This is a genomic window from Haloleucobacter ellipsoideus (assembly GCF_052491725.1).
Window position 1 is genome coordinate 241143 of record NZ_JBQWAR010000017.1, and the last position, 17155, is coordinate 258297.

Below are 17155 nucleotides of genomic sequence, written 5' to 3' on the forward strand. Positions count from 1 at the left end.
CCTGTGGTTGGGGGATATCTTTTGAAACGCGGACAGGAACCATCAACTACAGAAAGCCGGCTTGGTCGCAATATTGGCTCGACCATTGTGGATGCGCCTTTGATCGAGCGCCCCGTACGCTGGCCGGCGAAAGGGCTTCCATTTGATATGAGACCGCTGCGCTATGTGCTGGCGGCGTCCGAGCAAACGAGTTTTTCGGCTGCTGCCGACGCTCTCGGCATGAAGGTTTCGAGTGTCAGCCGACGAGTTCGCAATTTCGAGGACGCGATTGGTATCTCTCTGTTCGAGCGCACCCCATCCGGGGTACGCCTAACCGATGGTGGGAGGCGACTTCTCGACGATATCGTCCCCGTTCTCCAGATGGCCGAAACCATCCTCCAGCGAGCGGGCGCGGCCGGCCGGGTCGAGGAAGGCACCGTTAGGGTCGGCATCATCACGACGCTGGCAGGTGGCTTCCTGCGCGAACTGATCTCTTCCTATCGGCAATGCTATCCGGGTGTGGCGCTCGTTATTCTGGATGGCGGTCGGCGGGACCATCTACGTGCGATCCGCTCGCGCCAGCTCGATGTCGCCTTCTTCACCGGTAACGCGCCGCTGGCAGGCTGTGAGGTCGAGGAATTTTGGCATGAGCGGGTTCACGTGGCGATTGCCGTCCGGCATCCCCTCGCTGCGAGCAATTCGCTCGACTGGCCGCAGCTCCGAGAGGAACATTTCATCGTCTCGGCCTTGGAACCGGGACCGGAAGTGCATGACTATATCGTGCGTCGGGTTGCCGACTACAGCAGCTATCCAGATGTGACCTATCATCATGTCACTGAGGAGACCCTGATGCACATGGTCGCCATCGGCGAGGGCATCACGTTGGTTTCGGAAGGTTGGACCAGCATGGTTTATCCCGATCTGGTCCTTTGTCCGCTCACGGCCCGCGAAGACATCGTGCCGTTCAGCGCGGTATGGTCGCCAGCGAGCGACAATCCGGCGCTGCGCCGCTTCCTGAGCTTCGCGCGAGAGCTGGCCGCGCGCCGCCGTGCCCGCCGCAATCAATGATCGGTCGAGGCTGCATTCGACTTGTCGATGCGGGCGGATTCGGCCTTGCCGGCGCGCTTGGCCTTGCGGCTGCGCCAGCCGCGGTCGGATCGCAGGAAGGCTTCCAGCATGTGCGGGATCAGCGTGGTGGAATCGACCTCACCATATTGGCGGCCGTATTCGGCTGCATAGAGGTCGAGTTCTTCCTTCAGAGGTTCCGGCATCGGAACGGTCATGCGGACGATGCCGAGCTTGGGCAGCGGGCCGAGTTTGAGATTGCTCATCAGTGGGCTCCGTAGGGTTCGAGGACCAGATCGCGGGCGACGATCACCCGGACGGGAAAGCCGGGGCGAATGGTGAGCGTCGGGGCGACCTGAAGCTGCCGCTGGACGATCTGCTGGCCGGCCTGGTTCACCGTATCCTGCGCGCCGTCGCGAATCGCGCGAACCAGCCGGTCTTCATCGCTGGTCGCCAGCTCTGCGCCGACGGCGAGAAGCGTGGAGAGGCCCGCCGCCTTCATCAGATCCCACCAATGGTAGTCAACTCCGTCCTCGAGACCGGCATAGCCGGAGGCATCGGCGCCACGCTGCCGCTCCAGCACGATCGACCGGCCGTTGGGAAGGATGAGGCGGTTCCACACCAAGAGCACGCGGCGCTGACCGAATGTCACGCCGGAATCGTATTCGCCGATAAGGCGGCTTCCTTGCGGGATGAGAAGGAGCGCGCCGGTCGGGCTGTCATAGACGTTCTGCGTCACCTGGGCGGTGATCTGTCCCGGCAGATCCGAACGGATGCCGGTGATCAGCGCGGCAGGGATCACCGCGCCGGCTTGAAGGATGTAGGGCGAGGCCGGCGCCATGACGCGATCCGTCGCAACGGTACGCCGATCCACCTCGGCATTGAGGAACGCAAGGTGCCTGTCCTGCGTTCCGGCGCCCGTCAGACTGGGCATGCCCGAAACGGCCGGGATCGAGGGCGAGCCGGTGTTCTGGCCGGCCCTGATCTGGAAGAAGATTTCGCTGGTGCGGGCCGCTTCCAGCTCGGCGAGGCGGCGCTGCTCCTCGGGATCGGCCGCGGGAACCGGCATCGGGGTCGCGGGAATGGGCTGACCTTCCTCGCGGGCGCGCAGCACCGGCCCGCCGAGATCGCCGGGCAGCGGCGGGCCGAGGACAGGGACGTCGCCATAATTGCCGGGCAGCCCCTGCAAGCCGTCTGCGGTCTGGCGGCGATCGGTCGAGATCAGCTCCTCGGGCTGGCCGCCGCGATCGACGCCCTGAAGCGCATAGATCAGTGCGCCGCCGATGCCGATACCGGCAACCAGGCCCGCGCCCATGAGAACCTTGCGCGAGATGCGCGTGACACGCGGTGCTTCGGCGCGCAGGCGCATGGAGCCCGCCTTGTTGTCGGCCGCTCCGGCCAGCTCTATCTCTTCCTCCTTCCGGCCTTCGGAGTCGCTCATGACGGCGCTCCTCCCGTTGCCGTGGTTTGTCCGCTGGTTGCGGCGGTCTGGCCGGGCCGAACGCGGACGATCCTGACGGTTTGTTGCCGGTTGCTGGAGCCCAGCCGCAGTTCGGCCGCGCCGAAGAGGCGATCGACAATGAGGACGTTCTGATAGATGCGGCTATTGACGATCTCGGGTTCGCCGCCCGAGCCGATCAGGAACAGGGGAGGCATCTCGCCCTGGACGATACCGCGCGGGAACACCACGTAAACGCGCCGCCCATCGTCAAACACGGTGGTCGGGCGCCAGGGGGGATTGTCGCCGGTAAGACTGTAGCGGTAGTTGCGCGCGGCCTCGACCGGGATGATCGGAGCGGCGGGCGCGGTGACGCGCTGGCTTGCAGGCGGTGCGGGATAAGCCCAGGCGATCGCCGGCATCCAAGTGTCTTCGCTCGCGCGCAGTTCCACGAGATAGGTGCGGCGATCCGTGGTGATTACCAGATTGGTGGAGATGCCGGCGCGGGTGGGCTTGACAAGCACATGGGCGCGGCGCGTCATGCCGGAGCCGCTTTCGGTGTCGCCGATGATCCAGCGGGCTGTATCTCCCGCCGCGATCGGACCGGCGCCGGTCAGGCTCTCGCCGGGTTCGAGAGCGATGGTCGTGATCTGCCCGACGGCGGCATAAACCTGAAACAGCGCGCCTTCCGACCAGGGATAGATCTGGATGGCGTTATAGTAGCCTTCGCGCCGCGGCTCGACGCGCGCGGCTGCATTGGCGTTGCCGACGCGGGCCTCCGGTGTGCCGGCTGCCGCGCCGCCGCGCGCGACGGTCCAACCGGGTGGCGTATGCAGCGGCCGCGGCGCGCCATCGGTGACGGCCGTCCTGACGACCGGAAGAGCCGGCACGTTGTCGTCGTAACTGAACTGCGGGGGGCGGTTGGTGGCGCAGCCGGCGAGCATGGTTGCGGCCAGCAAAGCCGCCAAGGCGGATTTACGGAAAGCCGTGGGTCCGGCTTTGTGGGATTTGCGGATCATTGAGACATCTCCCGCGACCAGGAGATCGCGTTCACATAGATTCCAAGGGGATTGGCGCGCAGGCGCTCGGCCGTGCGCGGCTGCTGAAGGACGATGGTGAGGATTGCGGTCCAGCGTTCGGTGCGCGAGAGCTGGCCGTTCTCGTAGTGCTGTTCGGACCAGGCGACGCGGAACGAGTCGGGCGATGCGCGGATCACGCTGGAAACCTCGACGGAGACCTGCTGGCGGCCGACGCGCGTGAAGGGGTCGTTCGAGCGGGCATATTCGTTCAGCGCCACCGCGCCCCTGTCGGTGGTGAACTCGTAGGCGCGGAGCCAGTTCTGACGCAGGACGATGGGGTCCGAGGGCAGGCCGCGGACCTGCTCGATGAAGCGGGCAAGGTGCCAGGCCACTTGCGGGTCGGTCGGCCGATAGTCGGCGACGGCGGATTCGACGGCGCGAGCCTCGCCGTGGCGGTCGATTTCCACCACCCAGGGGACGACAGTGCCTCGGGCCGATTGCCAGACCAGAGCCGAGGCGAAGCCGGCCGAGAGGATCAGGCAGCCGAAGGCCATGTAGCGCCAGTTGCGGGCCTGCACGCGGGCCGAGCCGATGCGCTCGTCCCAGACCTGGGCGGCCTTTTGATAGGGCGTGACGGGTTCCGGCGTCTTGCCGTAGTGGGTGGTGGGCCGTCTGAAGATGTTCATGTGCGGTCGCTTTCGGAAAGGCTGATGGAGGAGCCGCCGCCATGGCTGTCGCCCGAACGAACGGCATGGGCGGCGGCCGAGACGCCGTGGCTCAGGGCCTGGCTGCGGCGCATGCGCTGCGCCCAGGCTGGCGCGTCATTGGGAGCGGGCGCGCTTGCAGGCGAGGGGGCTGGACCGCCGCCGACCGTCCCCATCGTGGAGCTGCCGCCGGTGGTCTCGAAGCCGCCTTTCACGCCTGCGCTATGACTGGATTTGAGGCTGTCGGCGGCGCGGGAGACCGCGCGCTTCAGGGGTGAGACCGCGGCGGACGCTCCGGCGCGGGCGACGCCGCTGAGACCCGCCGCGACGCCGGAGGCGCCGGACTCGCCCATCGAGGCGAGGGTGTAGGCTGAGGAGGCGGCTCCGGCGGCCGATGCGCCGCCGCGCGCGAGCGCGGCCCCGCCGGAGAGTGCGGCGCCGCCACCTCGCGCGGCGAGCATGGTCGCGCCGCCTGCCGCGATCGCAGCACCGCCGACGGCAAGGCCGGTGCCGACGGCGGCGCCGGCGCTGAGCTGCGGGCCACCGGAGACGAGGCCGGTGGCGATGCCGGGGCCGAAAATCCCCAAGCCGAGAAGGGATAGGGCGGCAAGGACGATAGCCATCGCATCGTCGATCGTCGGGGTTGCGCCGCCGAAGCCGGCGGTGAACTGGCCGAACAGGGTCGAGCCGATCCCTATGATGACCGCCAGGACAAGGATTTTGATGCCCGAGGAGACGACATTGCCAAGAACGCGCTCCGCCATGAAGGCCGACTTGCCCCATAGCCCGAACGGGATCAGCACGAACCCCGCGAGCGTGGTCAGCTTGAATTCGATCAGCGTAACGAAAAGCTGCACCGCGAGGATGAAGAAGGCGAGGATGACGAGCGCCCAGGCAAAAAACAGGCAGAGGATCTGGACGAGGTTCTCGAAGACCGCGATCCACCCCATCAAATCGCTGATGGATTCGAGTAGCGGCCGGCCGGCATCGAGGCCGGTCTGGGCGACGCGGCCGGGGCGCAGAAGGTCGGCGGTGGAGAATCCGGTGCCGGAGGCCATGAGGCCGAGGCCGGCGAAACTCTCGAAGACGATGCGGGCGAGATTGTTCCAGTTGGAGATGATGTAGGCGAAGACGCCGACGAACAGCGTCTTCTTGACGAGGCGGGCGATGATGTCGTCGTCGGCGCCCCACGCCCAGAACAGGGCGGCCAGCGTGACGTCGATGACGATCAAGGTCGTGGCGATGAAGGCGACCTCACCGCCGAGCAGGCCGAAACCGCTGTCGATGTAGCTGGTGAAGATGCCGAGGAAGTTGTCGATTACGCCGGTCCCGCCCATGGCTCACCGCCCTTCGTTCGGGGCAGGAGCCGACGGTGCGGGCGAGCGGCCGAGGAAGCGATCGCGGGTCTCGGCCCAGACGCGCAGGCACGCGGCGTCATTTGCGGCGGCTTCACCCAGCTCCTGGCAACGGCGCTGCTCCAGCCTTAGCGGGTCTGCTGCGGGCTGGAGCACGGGCGCGGCCGGTACTGGCCCGGCCTTTTCCTCGCGGGTCATTTCGATGATCGTCGCCGTGATGGCGACGGCGACGAATATGATGGCCGCGATCCGGGCCAGCACCTTGCCGTCCATGATGTCCCCCTTCCGGCCCGTCAGTTGTTGAACATGCTCGCATTGCCCGGCTGGTAGCCGGAGCCGGGCGTCAGGAAGCGTTCGCGCTGGATGCGGCCCTGCTCGGCCGCCGTGGCGCGTTCAGCCTCGGACAAGGCGTCCGCCCGGCCATTGGCCGAGATCACGGCAATGAGGTCGGAGAGCTGCTGGCTTTGCAGCGCGAGGAGCTGGTTGCCGGCCTGGGTCGCCTGAAGCGCGCCCGTTGCGCCCTGGCTCTCGCCGACGAGGGCCGACATCTGCGAGCGGTTGGTGTCGATGTTGCCGACCACCCCGGCCTGGACACGCATCGCGTCCTGCAAGCCGCCGACGGTGGTTTCCCAGCGGCTGCGCGCATCAGCGATCAACTGGCTGTCGGTGGCCGAGAGGGAGAGTTTGCCGTAGTCTTGCTGGAACATGCTGTCGATCGACTGCACGTCGAAGGCGATGTTCTGAGCCTCTCCGAGAAGCTGCTGGGTGCGCTGCACATTCTGCTGAAGCGCCTGAAGCGAGCTGAAGGGGAGGCTCGCCAGGTTCCTTGCCTGGTTGATGAGCATCTGCGCTTCGTTCTGGAGCGACGTGATCTGGTTGTTGATCTGCTCCAGCGTCCGCGCCGCGGTCAGCAGGTTCTCGGCATGGTTGCTCGGGTCGTAAACGATCCGGCCGAAGCCGAAGAGGGCGTGGGCCGGAGTGGTGAAGACCGGCGAAAGCGCCATCGGCGCGGCAAGGGACAGCGCGAGCAGCGAAGCGCCGGCAAGACGGGGAAAGTGGTGTCGGGTCATGGCATGATCTCCTCTGGGTCGAGTTCAAGGGCTTCGGTGAGGTCGAGCGCCGCCGCGAGCGCCGCGTCTGGCGCGAGGGGCTCCGCAGCGGCGGCGATGTTGGTGAGGTTGGGAATGAGATCGGCCGCCCATTCGACGCCGCGCGCCGTGAGCCATGCGGCGAGGAAACCGTCGCGGCCATGCTCGGCGAGGATGTCGGCGATCAATGCCTGGTCGGACTTGGAGGACGCCGCGCAGAGCGCGAGGCCGACTTCGGACAGGCCCAGCTCGAACAGCCGGTTGCCGCGTCGGCTCTGGCAGTAATAGTCCCGCTTCGGGATGGCGCGGGCCAGGATCTCGATTTGCCGATCATTCAGCCCGAAGCGCCTGTAGATGGCGGTGATCTGCGGTTCAACGGCGCGGTCGTTGGGCAGAAGCAGCCGCGTCGGGCAACTTTCGATGATCGCCGGCGCGATGCTGCTCTTTTCGAGCTGCGCGAGGGATTGCGTGGCGAAGACGACGGAGGCGTTCTTCTTGCGCAGCGTGACCAGCCATTCGGCCAGTTGCTTGGAAAAGGCCGGATCGCCGAGCGCCAGCCAGCCCTCGTCGATAATGATCATCGTCGGGCGGCCGTCGAGGCGGTCGGCGACCCGGTGGAACAGGTAAGCCAGGACGGCGGGGGCCGCGCCGGTTTCGAGCAACCCTTCGGTCTCGAACGCCACGACCGAAGCGTCGCCGAGGTTTTCACCCTCGGCGTCCAGCAGCCGCCCATAGGGGCCGCCGACGCAATAGGGCTGGATAGCGAGCTTGAGGTCGTTGGACTGGAGCAGCACCGACAGGCCGGTGATGGTGCGCTCCTCGATCGGGGCCGAGGCGAGCGAGGACAGCGCCGTCCAGATGTGCTCCTTGGCTTCGGGCGTGATCGTGACGCCTTCGCGCTGGAGGATCGCCACGATCCAGTCGGCGGCCCAGGCGCGGTCCTGCGTCTGCTCGATGCGGGCGAGCGGTTGGAGCGAGACCGATCCGTCCGCACTTTCCGTAAGCCGCCCGCCGAGGTCGTGCCAGTCGCCGCCCATGGCCAGCGTTGCGGCCCTGATGGAGCCCCCGAAATCGAAGGCGAAGATCTGCGCACCGGGATAGCGCCGGAATTGCAGCGCCATGAGCGAGAGCAGCACGCTCTTGCCGGCGCCGGTCGGACCGACCATCAGCGTGTGGCCAACATCACCGACATGAAGGGAGAGCCGGAAAGGAGTCGACCCTTCGGTCCTGCCATAGAGCAGCGGGGGTGCGCCGAAGTGGTCATCCCTTTCCGGCCCCGCCCACACGGCGGACGAAGGGACCGTGTGGGCAAGGTTGAGCGTCGAGATCGGAGGCTGACGCACATTGGCGTAGGCGTGGCCCGGCAGTGAGCCGAGCCAGGCGTCGACGGCGTTGACCGTCTCGACCATGACGCTGAAATCGCGGGACTGGATGACCTTCTCGACCAGCCGCAGCTTCTCGTCGGCGCGGCGGGCATCCTCGTCCCAGACGGTGACGGTCGCGGTGACATAGGCGATGCCAGCGACGTCGGCGCCGAGTTCTTGTAGCGCCAGGTCGGCATCGGCGGCCTTGTTGGCTGCGTCGGTGTCGACGAGTGCCGATTGCTCGTTCGTCATCACCTCTTTCAGAATGGCGGCGATGCTCTTGCGCTTCGCAAACCACTGGCGGCGGATTTTCGTGAGCAGCCTGGTCGCGTCCGTCTTGTCCATCAGGATGGCGCGGGTTGACCAGCGATAGGGGAAAGCCAGCCGGTTGAGGTCATCGAGCAGGCCAGGCGTGGTGACGCTCGGGAATCCGGTGATGGTGAGGATGCGCAGATGCGCGGCGCCGAGGCGCGGTTCGAGCCCGCCGGTCAGCGCCTCGTCGGCGAGCAGCGCGTCCAGATAGATCGGGGTCTCCGGCACACGGACGCGGTGCCGTCTGGTCGAGACGGTCGAATGAAGATAGGTCAGCGTCTCCGCGTCGGTGAGCCAGCGGCACTCGGGCATGAAACCGTCGAGGAGCGCCAGCACCCGATCGGTGCGATCGACGAAGCCGCGCACCAGCTCCCAGGGATTGACGCCAGAGGTCTCGCGGCCCTCATAGAGCCAGCTTTCGGCGCGGGCGGCCTCCTCGGCCGGCGGCAGCCAGAGGAAGGTCAGATAGTAGTCGGAGACGAAGTGGCTGCCTTCCTCCTCGAAATCCGCCTTGCGCTCGGCGTCCACCAGAGCGGAGGCCGGATCGGGAAAGACGTCGTTGGGATAGGTGCCAGCCTCGGACCGCTGCGCCTCTACGAAGATGCACCAGCCGGAGCCGAGGCGGCGGAAGGAATTGTTGAGGCGCGCGGCGACGCCGACCAGCTCGGCCGCGACCGCGGAGTCGAGATCCGGCCCGCGGAACTTCCCGCTGCGCTGGAACGATCCGTCCTTGTTCAAGACGACGCCCTGACCGACCAGCGCCACCCAGGGCAGGTAGTCGGCGAGGCGCGCGGCGGTGCGGCGATATTCTGCGAGGTTCATCATCTTGCGCGCCTCACACCGAAAGATGGCCGGGCACGCGCAGATGTCGGCGCGCGACCTCGACGAAGAGGGGATCGCGCTTGGCCGCCCACACGGCAGCGAGGTGGCCGACGGCCCAAATGAGGATGCCGGCGAGCCAGAGCTGAAGGCCGAGGCCGACGGCCCCGGCGAGCGTGCCGTTGAGGATCGCCACCGAACGCGGCGCGCCGCCCAGCAGGATGGGTTCGCTGAGCGCGCGGTGAACCGGGGCGGTGAATCCCGGCACGGCGTCGAGCTGTTCGAGGACGACCGCCATCAGATCACCGCCCCGCCGCCGAAGGAGAAGAAGCTGAGAAAGAAGGAGCTGGCGGCGAACGCGATCGAAATGCCGAAAACGATCTGGATCAGCCGCCGGAAGCCGCCGCCGGTATCGCCGAAGGCGAGCGTCAGGCCGGTCACGATGATGATGATGACGGCGACAATTTTCGCCACCGGGCCTTCGATGGATTCGAGGATCGACTGGAGCGGGGCTTCCCAGGGCATGGAGGAGCCCGAGGCCAGGGCCGGCGAAGTCAGCAGCGCAACCCAGGTGAAGGCGGCGGCGGTCGCGATGTGGTGGCGGACGCGGAAGGCACGGCGGATCATGCAGGATCTCCTTGATCGTGGTTGGGGGTCGGGACTGGAAGGGCGGGGGAAAGTCGGTAGTCGCCGTCAGGGCCGAGCCCGTCGACGCGACCAAGCTCGGCAAGGCGACGGGCAGCGCCGCGGCCGGACAGCACCGCAACGAGGTCGATTGTCTCGGCGATCATCGCGCGCGGGACCGTGACGACGGCCTCCTGGATGAGTTGCTCAAGGCGGCGCAGCGCGCCGAGGGCGGAGCCGGCATGAATGGTGCCGATGCCTCCGGGGTGGCCTGTCCCCCAGGCTTTGAGAAGGTCGAGGGCTTCGGCGCCGCGCACCTCACCGATGGGGATGCGGTCGGGGCGCAGGCGCAGGGAGGAGCGGACGAGATCCGACAGGCTCGCAACGCCATCCTTCGTTCGCATCGCCACCAGATTCGGGGCGGCGCATTGCAGCTCGCGGGTGTCCTCGATGATGACGACGCGATCGGCCGTCTTGGCGACTTCGGCCAGGAGCGCATTGGTGAGCGTGGTTTTGCCGGTGGAGGTTCCGCCGGCCACGAGAATATTGGCGCGGGCCGAGACGGCCTGGCGCAGCGCGGCGGCCTGCGCCTCGGCCATGATCCCGGCGGCGACATAATCGTCGAGCGTGAACACGGCGACGGCCGGCTTGCGGATGGCGAAGGTCGGCGCGGCGACGACAGGCGGAAGCAGGCCCTCGAATCTTTCGCCCGTTTCCGGCAGCTCGGCCGAGACGCGCGGGGAGCGGGCATGGACCTCGGCTCCGACGTGATGGGCGACGAGGCGAACGATGCGCTCGCCATCTTCCGGGGTCAGCCGCTCGCCGGTGTCTTCCAGCCCCTCGGCGAGACGATCGACCCAGATGCGGCCATCCGGGTTCAGCATCACCTCGACGATGGACCTGTCGAGCAGCAGGTTTGAGATGGCAGGTCCGAGCGCGGTGCGGAGCATGCGCGCGCCGCGTTCGTAGGTCGCCTGTTTGCGATTGTTGCCTGCCATCTCATCCCCGTTTCCGGGGAGGAGGGCGAAGGCGGTCCCCGGATGGGGATGACTAAAAGAACGGCAAAACGGGCCGATTCAACAAGTTTCGGTCGTAGTAGTAGTGCAGCGCAATAATACAGGAGCACGGCGGATTCGGTCCCGCGCCGAGACCGTGCGGCTGGCATTGTGGCGGCCGAATCAGTCGGTGGGGCGAGAAGGGCAGTTTTGCCGCGGCGACAAGCCGGACGTCATGGCGCGGCCCGGTAAAGCGATCGCCGGGGGCTTCGAGCCGGCTCGCAGAAGAGGGATGGGTCAGGCCATCAAGCGGCTGCGCTCACGTCGAAGTCGAAATGGATGGTCTCGTAGGGAAACTCTACGCCGCTTTCGGTGCGGTCGATGACGCCGGCATTGATGAGCGTGGTCACGTCCCGATGGACGGCCTGCACGTCGCGGCCGACGCGCCGGGCGACCTCGCGGATCGACAGCGCGCCTTGCCCGGCAAGCGTCTTGACGATGGCAAGGCGGGAGGGGGCGAGAACGCGGTGCATGTCCTCGTAGGTGCCGAAATTGAGGCAGGGCTGAACATCGACGGGCTGACCGGCAAGCGCCTTCTTGCTGGCCGCGGCGATACGGTTGCGGATCTCGGCCATGCCACCCAAGCGAACGGTCAAGGTCTTCATGCCAGCATCCTTTCCATGTCGCGCTCGAACGCGGCCAGCAGCGCCTCCAGCGTGGTGAACGCGAAGGGTTCCTCGCGTTCGCCGATATGGCGGTGATCGCCTTTGCCGCGCTCATTGTCGTAGCGAAGAATACATTCCCCACGCACGACGAGGGCGAGACGGTATTTGAAGCCATGGCCGCTGCCGGGAACCGGGGAAGGCACCTGCCAGACCACGATTTCATAGAAGGCATCTTCGCTAAGTGACGTGCGTTCCTTGGCGATCAATACCGCATCCATGTTGTTCTCCATATCAGCGGTGTCTTCGTGTTGTCAATGAGAACATCACCCTGCGCGGCGCATGCGACCTCCAGGGGTGGTCGTCCGGCCTTCAACGCAGGCCGTCCGGATTGACTTCCTTTTCCGGTTTCGCGGCGATGTCGTCGGGGATCTCGTTGAGGAAGCTGTTGCCCTGCTGAAGCCGCATGCCCAGCGTCTGGATGAAGCCGTCGAACCGCTTGAGGCCCCTGGTGTGGGCGGTCGCGTTCTCCTCGGGCGGAAGCTGCGGGGTGACGGTCAGCCAGTGCCGGATGAACAGCGCGAGCGTGTCGGCGGTGAGCCGCATATCGCGCTCGAGCCGTGACGTCTGGCGCGACAGGCGATCGAGGCGGCGCGTGAAGGCGGCCTCGCGCATGCGGGCTCCTTCTTCTCGTGGACGATTTCGACATGCTGGGGCATGTCCGGTTCGCGGCGCAGGCCGGAATTGGCCTTGTCCTCCTCCTTCTTCCTCGCGGCTTCTTCGGCGACCGCGACCAGCGCGGCGTCGGGCGCAAGCGGCTTCAGCGCCAACCATCCATCGGGCCGTGCCGAGCTGGCGATCGTCGCGGGGTCGGGCGGCGGCAGGATGCGCTCGGTCAGCCGTGGGTCGATATAGTAGCGCGCCTTCTTCGCCCGGATCGGTGGAGAGCCCGCCACCATGACGATCTCGTCGTCGGGCGGGAGCTGCATGATCTCTCCGGGGGTGAGGAGCTGACGAGCGGTTTCGGAGCGCGACACCATGATGTGCCCCAACCAGGGCGCCAAACGGCTGCCGGCGTAATTCTGCATCGCCTTCATCTCGGTCGCCGTGCCGAGGGCGTCGCTGACCCTTTTCGCGGTCCTCTCGTCATTGGTGGCAAAGCTCACCCTGACGTGGCAGTTGTCGAGGATGGCGTTGTTCTGGCCGTAGGCTTTCTCGATCTGGTTGAGGGATTGGGCGATGAGGAAACTCTTGATCCCGTAGCCCGCGAGAAACGCCAGCGAGGACTCGAAGAAGTCGAGCCTGCCGAGCGCAGGAAACTCGTCGAGCAGCAGCAGCACGCGATGCCGGCGGTCCTTGGCGTGGAGATCTTCGGTCAGTCTGCGCCCGATTTGATTCAGGACGAGGCGGATCAAGGGCTTCGTGCGCGATATGTCCGAGGGCGGCACCACAAGGTAGAGCGTCGAGGGTTGCGGGTCTGCGATCAGGTCGGCGATGCGCCAGTCGCAGCGCGAGGTAACGGCCGCGACCACCGGATCGCGATACAGGCCGAGAAAGCTCATGGCGGTCGAGAGCACCCCGGAGCGTTCATTGTCGGATTTGTTGAGCAGCTCGCGAGCCGATGACGCCACGACGGGGTGTGGCCCGGCCTCGCCCAGATGGCGTGTCGCCATCATCGCATCCAGCGTGGCCTCGATCGTGCGGCGCGGATCGGAGAGGAAGGCGGCGACTCCGGCGAGCGTCTTGTCCTTCTCGGCATAGAGGACGTGCAGGATCGCGCCGACCAGCAGCGAATGGCTGGTCTTTTCCCAATGCGACCGCTTCTCCAACGACCCTTCGGGATCGACCAGCACATCGGAGATGTTCTGGACGTCACGCACTTCCCACTCGCCGCGCCGCACCTCGAGCAAGGGATTATAGGCCGCCGAGGCCACGTTGGTCGGATCGAAGAGAAGGACACGGCCATGCTTCGCCCGGAAGCCCGCGGTGAGCTGCCAGTTCTCGCCCTTGATGTCATGGACGATGCAGCTACCGGGCCAGGTCAGCAAGCTGGGCACCACAAGCCCGACGCCTTTGCCCGATCGCGTCGGCGCGAAACATAAGATGTGTTCGGCGCCGTCATGCCGCAGGTAGTCGCGCTCGTAGCGGCCGAGCACCACGCCGTCCTGGCCGAGAAGCCCGGCACTTTCGATCTCGGACCGCTCGGCCCATCGCGCCGAGCCGTAGGTGTCGATGTCGGACGCCTCGCGGGCGCGCATCACCGACATGGTGATGGCGACGGCGATGGAGAGGAAGCCGCCCGAGGCGGCGATGATGCCGCCCTCGGCGAAGATGCGCGGCGCATAGGCTTCGTAGAAATACCACCACCAGAATAGCGCGGGTGGATAATAGACCGGCCAGCCGGCGACCTCGAACCAGGCCGGCCCAAGCTGGGGCTGGTAGCCGAGGCGGAAGGCCACCCATTGCGTGCCGCTCCAGACCGATACGAGGACGATCAGAAAGACGATGCTGATCTGGCCCCAGAGAATTTTCGTGCCGGACATGGGAAGCTCCTTTCGTCAGAGGCCGAGGTCGCGCTTGCGGCCGAGCGACCAGTCGATGCCGCCGCCGCCGCGAGCGACGCCGGAGATGTGCTGGCCGAGCTTGTGTTCGATCTCGCGGGACCAGGGGACGAGCTGGAAGCCGCGCCCGCCGTCCGGGGCGATGCCCTCGATCACGGCGAAGCGGCCGGAGGAGAGCGCGAGCTGGCGGCGGTAGGTGCCGGAGACATATTCGCCAGCCTGTGCCTTCACATGCGCTAGCCCGGTCTCGGCCGAGAGCTGCTCGCCCACGGCGTCGAGCTCGCGTCGGCGCAGGGTCGCCAGAAGATTGCGTTGCAGGACGATGCGCTGGCTTTCGCGGCGGGCGAGGCCCTCATCGGCGAGATGTTCGGCTCGCGCGTCCATCGCCTCGCGCACCTCGTGGCCGAAGCCGCCCATGGCGAGCGGCATGGCGTCACGTTCGACCAGCCGATGATCGAGCCAGGTCGCGCCGGGCGCGGTGATCTGGCTCTGGAGATCGAGGTCGGAACGGTTGGCGAGGACGATGGTGGGCCGTGGATCGTCCGGGCCGCCGAAGCGGCGGACCTCGACGATGCCGCCGATGGGAGGGGCGTTCTCGAAGGCTTCGATGCCGCGCAGCCGGACGTGATGGGCGCGGCCGTCCGTGCCGTCGATCACGGCATAGGCTTCGCCGTTCAGCTCGTCATGGAGGCCCTTGTCGACCAGCCGGCCGATGATCGGCGGCCCGTCCTTGCTAGGGTCGATCGTGAAGTCGGCGACGGCGCGCTCCTCGCCGAGCCCGGCGAAGGCGCGGTGCATCGTCTTGATGATGTCGCCGCGCTGGCCGAGATCGCGCAGGGTCCGCTCAGCGCCCGGCTCGACGAACCATTCGTTGACACCGGCATCGACGGCGAGGCCCATCTTTTCGAGATGGCGCAACCGCGCGACCAGCAGCCGGCGGATTTCGGGATCATCCGGTCCCTTCGCTTCGGGCCGCAGGTCGATATAGCCCAACTCGTTGGCCTGGCGCGCGATCTCCCGATCGAGCCGCGTCCAGCGTTCGGCATCGACCTCGCGGGCGAGGCTGGAGCGGATCTCGTGTTCGGGCTTGGGGCCGAGTTCGGCATCGACCAGCTCCTCGGCCCGTCCGCGCAGGCCGTGGCTGATATAGTCGCGCGAGATGACCAGATCGGCGCCGGTCTCGTCGACGCCGCGCACGATGAGATGCACATGCGGGTTGTCGGTATTCCAGTGATCGACGGCGATCCAGTCGAGACGGGTGCCGAGATCGGCTTCCATCTGCCTGGCAAGATCCCGCGTGAAGGCGCGCAGGTCTTCCATGTCGCCGGCGTCTTCCGGGGAAATGATGAAGCGGAAATGATGCCGGTCGTCCTGGCAGCGATCGGCGAAGCCGAGATCGTCGGCGCGGTCATTCTCCGCGTCGAACATGACGCCCTTCTCGCCGTCGCGGCTGACGCCTTCGCGCTTGAGATAGGAGAGGTGGGCCGAGATCGGCGCGGAGCGAAAGGCGCGGCCCTTGTGCCGGGCGATGCGCGCCTTGGCGACGACGCGGCGGCGTGAGCCGAGCAGACGGCTGCGCGATACGACATTGCGGCCGCGGCCGAAGGTCGAGCGGCTGGCCGAGCTTCCGCCGCGCCTCGGCCCAGATCCCGTCGCGCTGCCTGGCGCGTTGCTCGCCTGCTTGGCGGCGCGCAGCACCTGGTTGATGAAGGTCTTGGCTCGCGGCGCTCGCGTCGAGCGCGGCTTGCCGGGGCGGATGCGAAACTCGTTGTCGTCGCCGCTCATGCGCGCCCCCCGAGAGGCACGGCGAAGCCGCCCATATGAAGCGCCTTTGATTTTGCTGGCAAAATCGCCCATGCGTATGCACGACCGACCGCCATATGCGCAAAACACCAAGCCATTCCAATGGCTTGACGGTGGTTTGCGCCATGGCTTTTACCTTGCCGTATTCCAGTCGCCGTGCCCCCTCCGGCCCGCGACCCTCCCATTCCTTTCCGGCACGCCGCTACAGCACGAAACCGTGCGATCAAGCTCATGGCGCGCCTCCCGTGTCAGATCGCGCCACGAAAAGCGCCTCGGCCGGTCCCGGTGCGAGCGAACCGGGCGACGCGGCTGGCGCATCCGAAGGTGCGCCGGCGATGCGTTCGCCGTGCTGGCCGAGTGCATTTTCCGGGCCAGCCGGTGCCGTGACGAAGAGAGGAGCATTGCGCCAGTCGGTGACGCGCGACGGGCCGGCGAGGGTGTCCGGCGCGAGCGGCTCGCCGCCGAGAACGGGCGCGAGCGCGGCGACGTAATCGCGCGTTTCTTGCGGCAGGCCGCGTTCGCCGGCAAGGTATTCGTCATACCGGCCGGGACCGAAATTGTAGGCGGCGAGCATCCCGCCGACATTGCCGTAGCGGGTCCACATGGCGCGCAGGTAGGCCGCGCCAGCGAGGATGTTGTCGCGCGGCTGGAACGGATCGCTGCCGAGCTGGTGAAGCGCGCGCTGTTCTTCCCAGGTCGCGGGCATGAGCTGCATCAGGCCCATCGCCCCTGCCGATGACACGGCGAGCGGATCGCCGTCGCTCTCCGCGCCGAGGACCGCCGCGATCCAGCCGGCCGGGATGCCGAAGCGGTGCGCTGCCTCGGCGATGTCCAGGGCATAGGGACCGCCGACCGGCGGCTGCGCGGCCTGCGCGGTTTGAGCACGGATCGCGGGCGCTTGTGCGAGGCCCAGCAGAAGGCCGGAAAGGGAAAGGAGGAGTGCGGAGCGCCGGACGGCGGAAGACCGTCCGACGCGCGCAGGACGTTGAGCCGCCACCGTTCAGCTCTCCGTCCGCTTCTTTTTCGGCTCGTTGGACTGGAGGCTCCAGGCCGTATCGTCGTCGGCGTCGCGGAAGAGGTAGGCGCGCAACCAGCCGATGGGTGGGCTGTAGATTTCGATGGAGACGAACTCACCGGCCTTTTCGCCGACATGCGACCAGCCTGCGCCGATGTCGAGGCCGTCTTCGTCGCCGAGCAGGATTCGGTAGGCCGGCGCGTTCTCAGCCTCCGAAGGCTTGGCCGGAACGAAGGTGAGCGGCTCGTTGATGCCGAGCGCACGGAAGCGCCCGGTGAAGCCGGTTTCCGTGCGGGTGAAGTCCCCGAGATCTGCCATTGTCTTGTCTCCTGTGTGTGCTGGTTGCGGGTTG

General features: G+C 66.9%; 19 protein-coding genes. 1 reads left to right on the forward strand and 18 read right to left on the reverse strand.

Going from position 1 to position 17155, the window contains the following annotated elements; all coding sequences use genetic code 11:
• Window positions 1-21 precede the first annotated feature (21 nt).
• Window positions 22-1047 carry a LysR family transcriptional regulator gene (locus ACT6QG_RS06350; protein ID WP_444976722.1) on the forward strand — a complete coding sequence of 342 codons (1026 nt, stop codon included), beginning with the start codon at window positions 22-24 and terminating at the stop codon, window positions 1045-1047.
• Here ACT6QG_RS06350 and ACT6QG_RS06355 read toward each other — a convergent pair.
• The 18 genes from ACT6QG_RS06355 to ACT6QG_RS06440 all read right to left on the reverse strand — a co-directional run bounded on the left by ACT6QG_RS06355 (window position 1041) and on the right by ACT6QG_RS06440 (window position 17121).
• Window positions 1041-1310: a DUF2274 domain-containing protein gene (locus tag ACT6QG_RS06355; protein ID WP_444976723.1), complete on the reverse strand. Its 270-nt coding sequence runs from the start codon at window positions 1308-1310 to the stop codon at window positions 1041-1043. The genes ACT6QG_RS06350 and ACT6QG_RS06355 overlap by 7 nt on opposite strands.
• On the reverse strand, window positions 1310-2485 hold the full coding sequence (locus ACT6QG_RS06360) for a TraB/TrbI/VirB10 family type IV secretion system protein (protein WP_444976724.1): 1176 nt from the start codon (window positions 2483-2485) through the stop codon (window positions 1310-1312). Before ACT6QG_RS06360 ends, ACT6QG_RS06355 begins: the two co-directional genes overlap by 1 nt.
• Window positions 2482-3501, reverse strand: a complete 1020-nt coding sequence (gene trbG / locus ACT6QG_RS06365; RefSeq protein ID WP_444976725.1) for a P-type conjugative transfer protein TrbG — start codon at window positions 3499-3501, stop codon at window positions 2482-2484. Before trbG ends, ACT6QG_RS06360 begins: the two co-directional genes overlap by 4 nt.
• Complete coding sequence (trbF, locus tag ACT6QG_RS06370) at window positions 3498-4187, reverse strand: conjugal transfer protein TrbF (protein WP_444976726.1); 690 nt, start codon at window positions 4185-4187, stop codon at window positions 3498-3500. Before trbF ends, trbG begins: the two co-directional genes overlap by 4 nt.
• Entirely contained in the window at window positions 4184-5542 is a 1359-nt protein-coding gene (gene trbL / locus ACT6QG_RS06375; protein WP_444976727.1) for a P-type conjugative transfer protein TrbL, read from the reverse strand. Before trbL ends, trbF begins: the two co-directional genes overlap by 4 nt.
• Window positions 5543-5545: 3 nt before the next feature.
• Entirely contained in the window at window positions 5546-5833 is a 288-nt protein-coding gene (gene trbK-alt, locus ACT6QG_RS06380) for a putative entry exclusion protein TrbK-alt (RefSeq protein ID WP_444976728.1), read from the reverse strand.
• A gap of 20 nt (window positions 5834-5853) precedes the next feature.
• The gene (trbJ, locus tag ACT6QG_RS06385; protein WP_444976729.1) at window positions 5854-6630 is read right to left on the reverse strand and encodes a P-type conjugative transfer protein TrbJ; all 777 of its coding nucleotides are present in this window, start codon (window positions 6628-6630) and stop codon (window positions 5854-5856) included.
• Window positions 6627-9149 carry a conjugal transfer protein TrbE gene (gene trbE / locus ACT6QG_RS06390; protein WP_444976730.1) on the reverse strand — a complete coding sequence of 841 codons (2523 nt, stop codon included), beginning with the start codon at window positions 9147-9149 and terminating at the stop codon, window positions 6627-6629. Before trbE ends, trbJ begins: the two co-directional genes overlap by 4 nt.
• Before the next feature lie 10 nt (window positions 9150-9159).
• Window positions 9160-9441: a VirB3 family type IV secretion system protein gene (locus ACT6QG_RS06395; protein WP_035022521.1), complete on the reverse strand. Its 282-nt coding sequence runs from the start codon at window positions 9439-9441 to the stop codon at window positions 9160-9162.
• Complete coding sequence (locus ACT6QG_RS06400) at window positions 9441-9770, reverse strand: TrbC/VirB2 family type IV secretion system protein (RefSeq protein ID WP_035022518.1); 330 nt, start codon at window positions 9768-9770, stop codon at window positions 9441-9443. The genes ACT6QG_RS06395 and ACT6QG_RS06400 overlap by 1 nt, the downstream gene beginning before the upstream one ends.
• On the reverse strand, window positions 9767-10765 hold the full coding sequence (gene trbB / locus ACT6QG_RS06405; protein ID WP_444976731.1) for a P-type conjugative transfer ATPase TrbB: 999 nt from the start codon (window positions 10763-10765) through the stop codon (window positions 9767-9769). The genes ACT6QG_RS06400 and trbB overlap by 4 nt, the downstream gene beginning before the upstream one ends.
• 302 nt (window positions 10766-11067) lie before the next feature.
• Complete coding sequence (locus ACT6QG_RS06410; RefSeq protein WP_444976732.1) at window positions 11068-11427, reverse strand: HVO_A0114 family putative DNA-binding protein; 360 nt, start codon at window positions 11425-11427, stop codon at window positions 11068-11070.
• The gene (locus ACT6QG_RS06415) at window positions 11424-11705 is read right to left on the reverse strand and encodes a toxin-antitoxin system TumE family protein (RefSeq protein WP_444976733.1); all 282 of its coding nucleotides are present in this window, start codon (window positions 11703-11705) and stop codon (window positions 11424-11426) included. The genes ACT6QG_RS06410 and ACT6QG_RS06415 overlap by 4 nt, the downstream gene beginning before the upstream one ends.
• Before the next feature lie 91 nt (window positions 11706-11796).
• Complete coding sequence (locus ACT6QG_RS06420; RefSeq protein ID WP_444976734.1) at window positions 11797-12030, reverse strand: hypothetical protein; 234 nt, start codon at window positions 12028-12030, stop codon at window positions 11797-11799.
• Window positions 11982-13967 (reverse strand): conjugal transfer protein TraG, encoded by a 1986-nt coding sequence (locus tag ACT6QG_RS06425; protein ID WP_444976735.1) that lies wholly within the window; start codon window positions 13965-13967, stop codon window positions 11982-11984. Before ACT6QG_RS06425 ends, ACT6QG_RS06420 begins: the two co-directional genes overlap by 49 nt.
• Window positions 13968-13982: 15 nt before the next feature.
• A complete protein-coding gene (locus ACT6QG_RS06430) occupies window positions 13983-15770 on the reverse strand; it encodes a relaxase/mobilization nuclease domain-containing protein (RefSeq protein ID WP_444976736.1) in 1788 nt (595 codons plus the stop codon).
• A 247-nt stretch (window positions 15771-16017) separates the two neighbouring features.
• Window positions 16018-16785, reverse strand: coding sequence for a lytic transglycosylase domain-containing protein (locus tag ACT6QG_RS06435; RefSeq protein WP_444976737.1), 768 nt, complete (start codon window positions 16783-16785; stop codon window positions 16018-16020).
• Between the two features lie 3 nt (window positions 16786-16788).
• Window positions 16789-17121: a DUF736 domain-containing protein gene (locus ACT6QG_RS06440; protein WP_444976738.1), complete on the reverse strand. Its 333-nt coding sequence runs from the start codon at window positions 17119-17121 to the stop codon at window positions 16789-16791.
• Between the last annotated feature and the right edge of the window lie 34 nt (window positions 17122-17155).

Excerpts from the sequence above, each read along its gene's own strand:
- trbG (WP_444976725.1), bottom strand. The coding sequence starts at position 3,501 with ATGATCCGCAAATCCCACAAAGCCGGACCCACGGCTTTCCGTAAATCC.
- ACT6QG_RS06360 (WP_444976724.1), bottom strand. The coding sequence starts at position 2,485 with ATGAGCGACTCCGAAGGCCGGAAGGAGGAAGAGATAGAGCTGGCCGGA.
- trbB (WP_444976731.1), bottom strand. The coding sequence starts at position 10,765 with ATGGCAGGCAACAATCGCAAACAGGCGACCTACGAACGCGGCGCGCGC.
- ACT6QG_RS06395 (WP_035022521.1), bottom strand. The coding sequence starts at position 9,441 with ATGGCGGTCGTCCTCGAACAGCTCGACGCCGTGCCGGGATTCACCGCC.
- ACT6QG_RS06410 (WP_444976732.1), bottom strand. The coding sequence starts at position 11,427 with ATGAAGACCTTGACCGTTCGCTTGGGTGGCATGGCCGAGATCCGCAAC.
- ACT6QG_RS06400 (WP_035022518.1), bottom strand. The coding sequence starts at position 9,770 with ATGATCCGCCGTGCCTTCCGCGTCCGCCACCACATCGCGACCGCCGCC.
- ACT6QG_RS06425 (WP_444976735.1), bottom strand. The coding sequence starts at position 13,967 with ATGTCCGGCACGAAAATTCTCTGGGGCCAGATCAGCATCGTCTTTCTG.
- ACT6QG_RS06415 (WP_444976733.1), bottom strand. The coding sequence starts at position 11,705 with ATGGATGCGGTATTGATCGCCAAGGAACGCACGTCACTTAGCGAAGAT.
- ACT6QG_RS06430 (WP_444976736.1), bottom strand. The coding sequence starts at position 15,770 with ATGAGCGGCGACGACAACGAGTTTCGCATCCGCCCCGGCAAGCCGCGC.
- trbJ (WP_444976729.1), bottom strand. The coding sequence starts at position 6,630 with ATGACCCGACACCACTTTCCCCGTCTTGCCGGCGCTTCGCTGCTCGCG.
- trbF (WP_444976726.1), bottom strand. The coding sequence starts at position 4,187 with ATGAACATCTTCAGACGGCCCACCACCCACTACGGCAAGACGCCGGAA.
- ACT6QG_RS06440 (WP_444976738.1), bottom strand. The coding sequence starts at position 17,121 with ATGGCAGATCTCGGGGACTTCACCCGCACGGAAACCGGCTTCACCGGG.
- ACT6QG_RS06420 (WP_444976734.1), bottom strand. The coding sequence starts at position 12,030 with ATGCGGCTCACCGCCGACACGCTCGCGCTGTTCATCCGGCACTGGCTG.
- trbK-alt (WP_444976728.1), bottom strand. The coding sequence starts at position 5,833 with ATGGACGGCAAGGTGCTGGCCCGGATCGCGGCCATCATATTCGTCGCC.
- trbL (WP_444976727.1), bottom strand. The coding sequence starts at position 5,542 with ATGGGCGGGACCGGCGTAATCGACAACTTCCTCGGCATCTTCACCAGC.
- trbE (WP_444976730.1), bottom strand. The coding sequence starts at position 9,149 with ATGATGAACCTCGCAGAATATCGCCGCACCGCCGCGCGCCTCGCCGAC.
- ACT6QG_RS06355 (WP_444976723.1), bottom strand. The coding sequence starts at position 1,310 with ATGAGCAATCTCAAACTCGGCCCGCTGCCCAAGCTCGGCATCGTCCGC.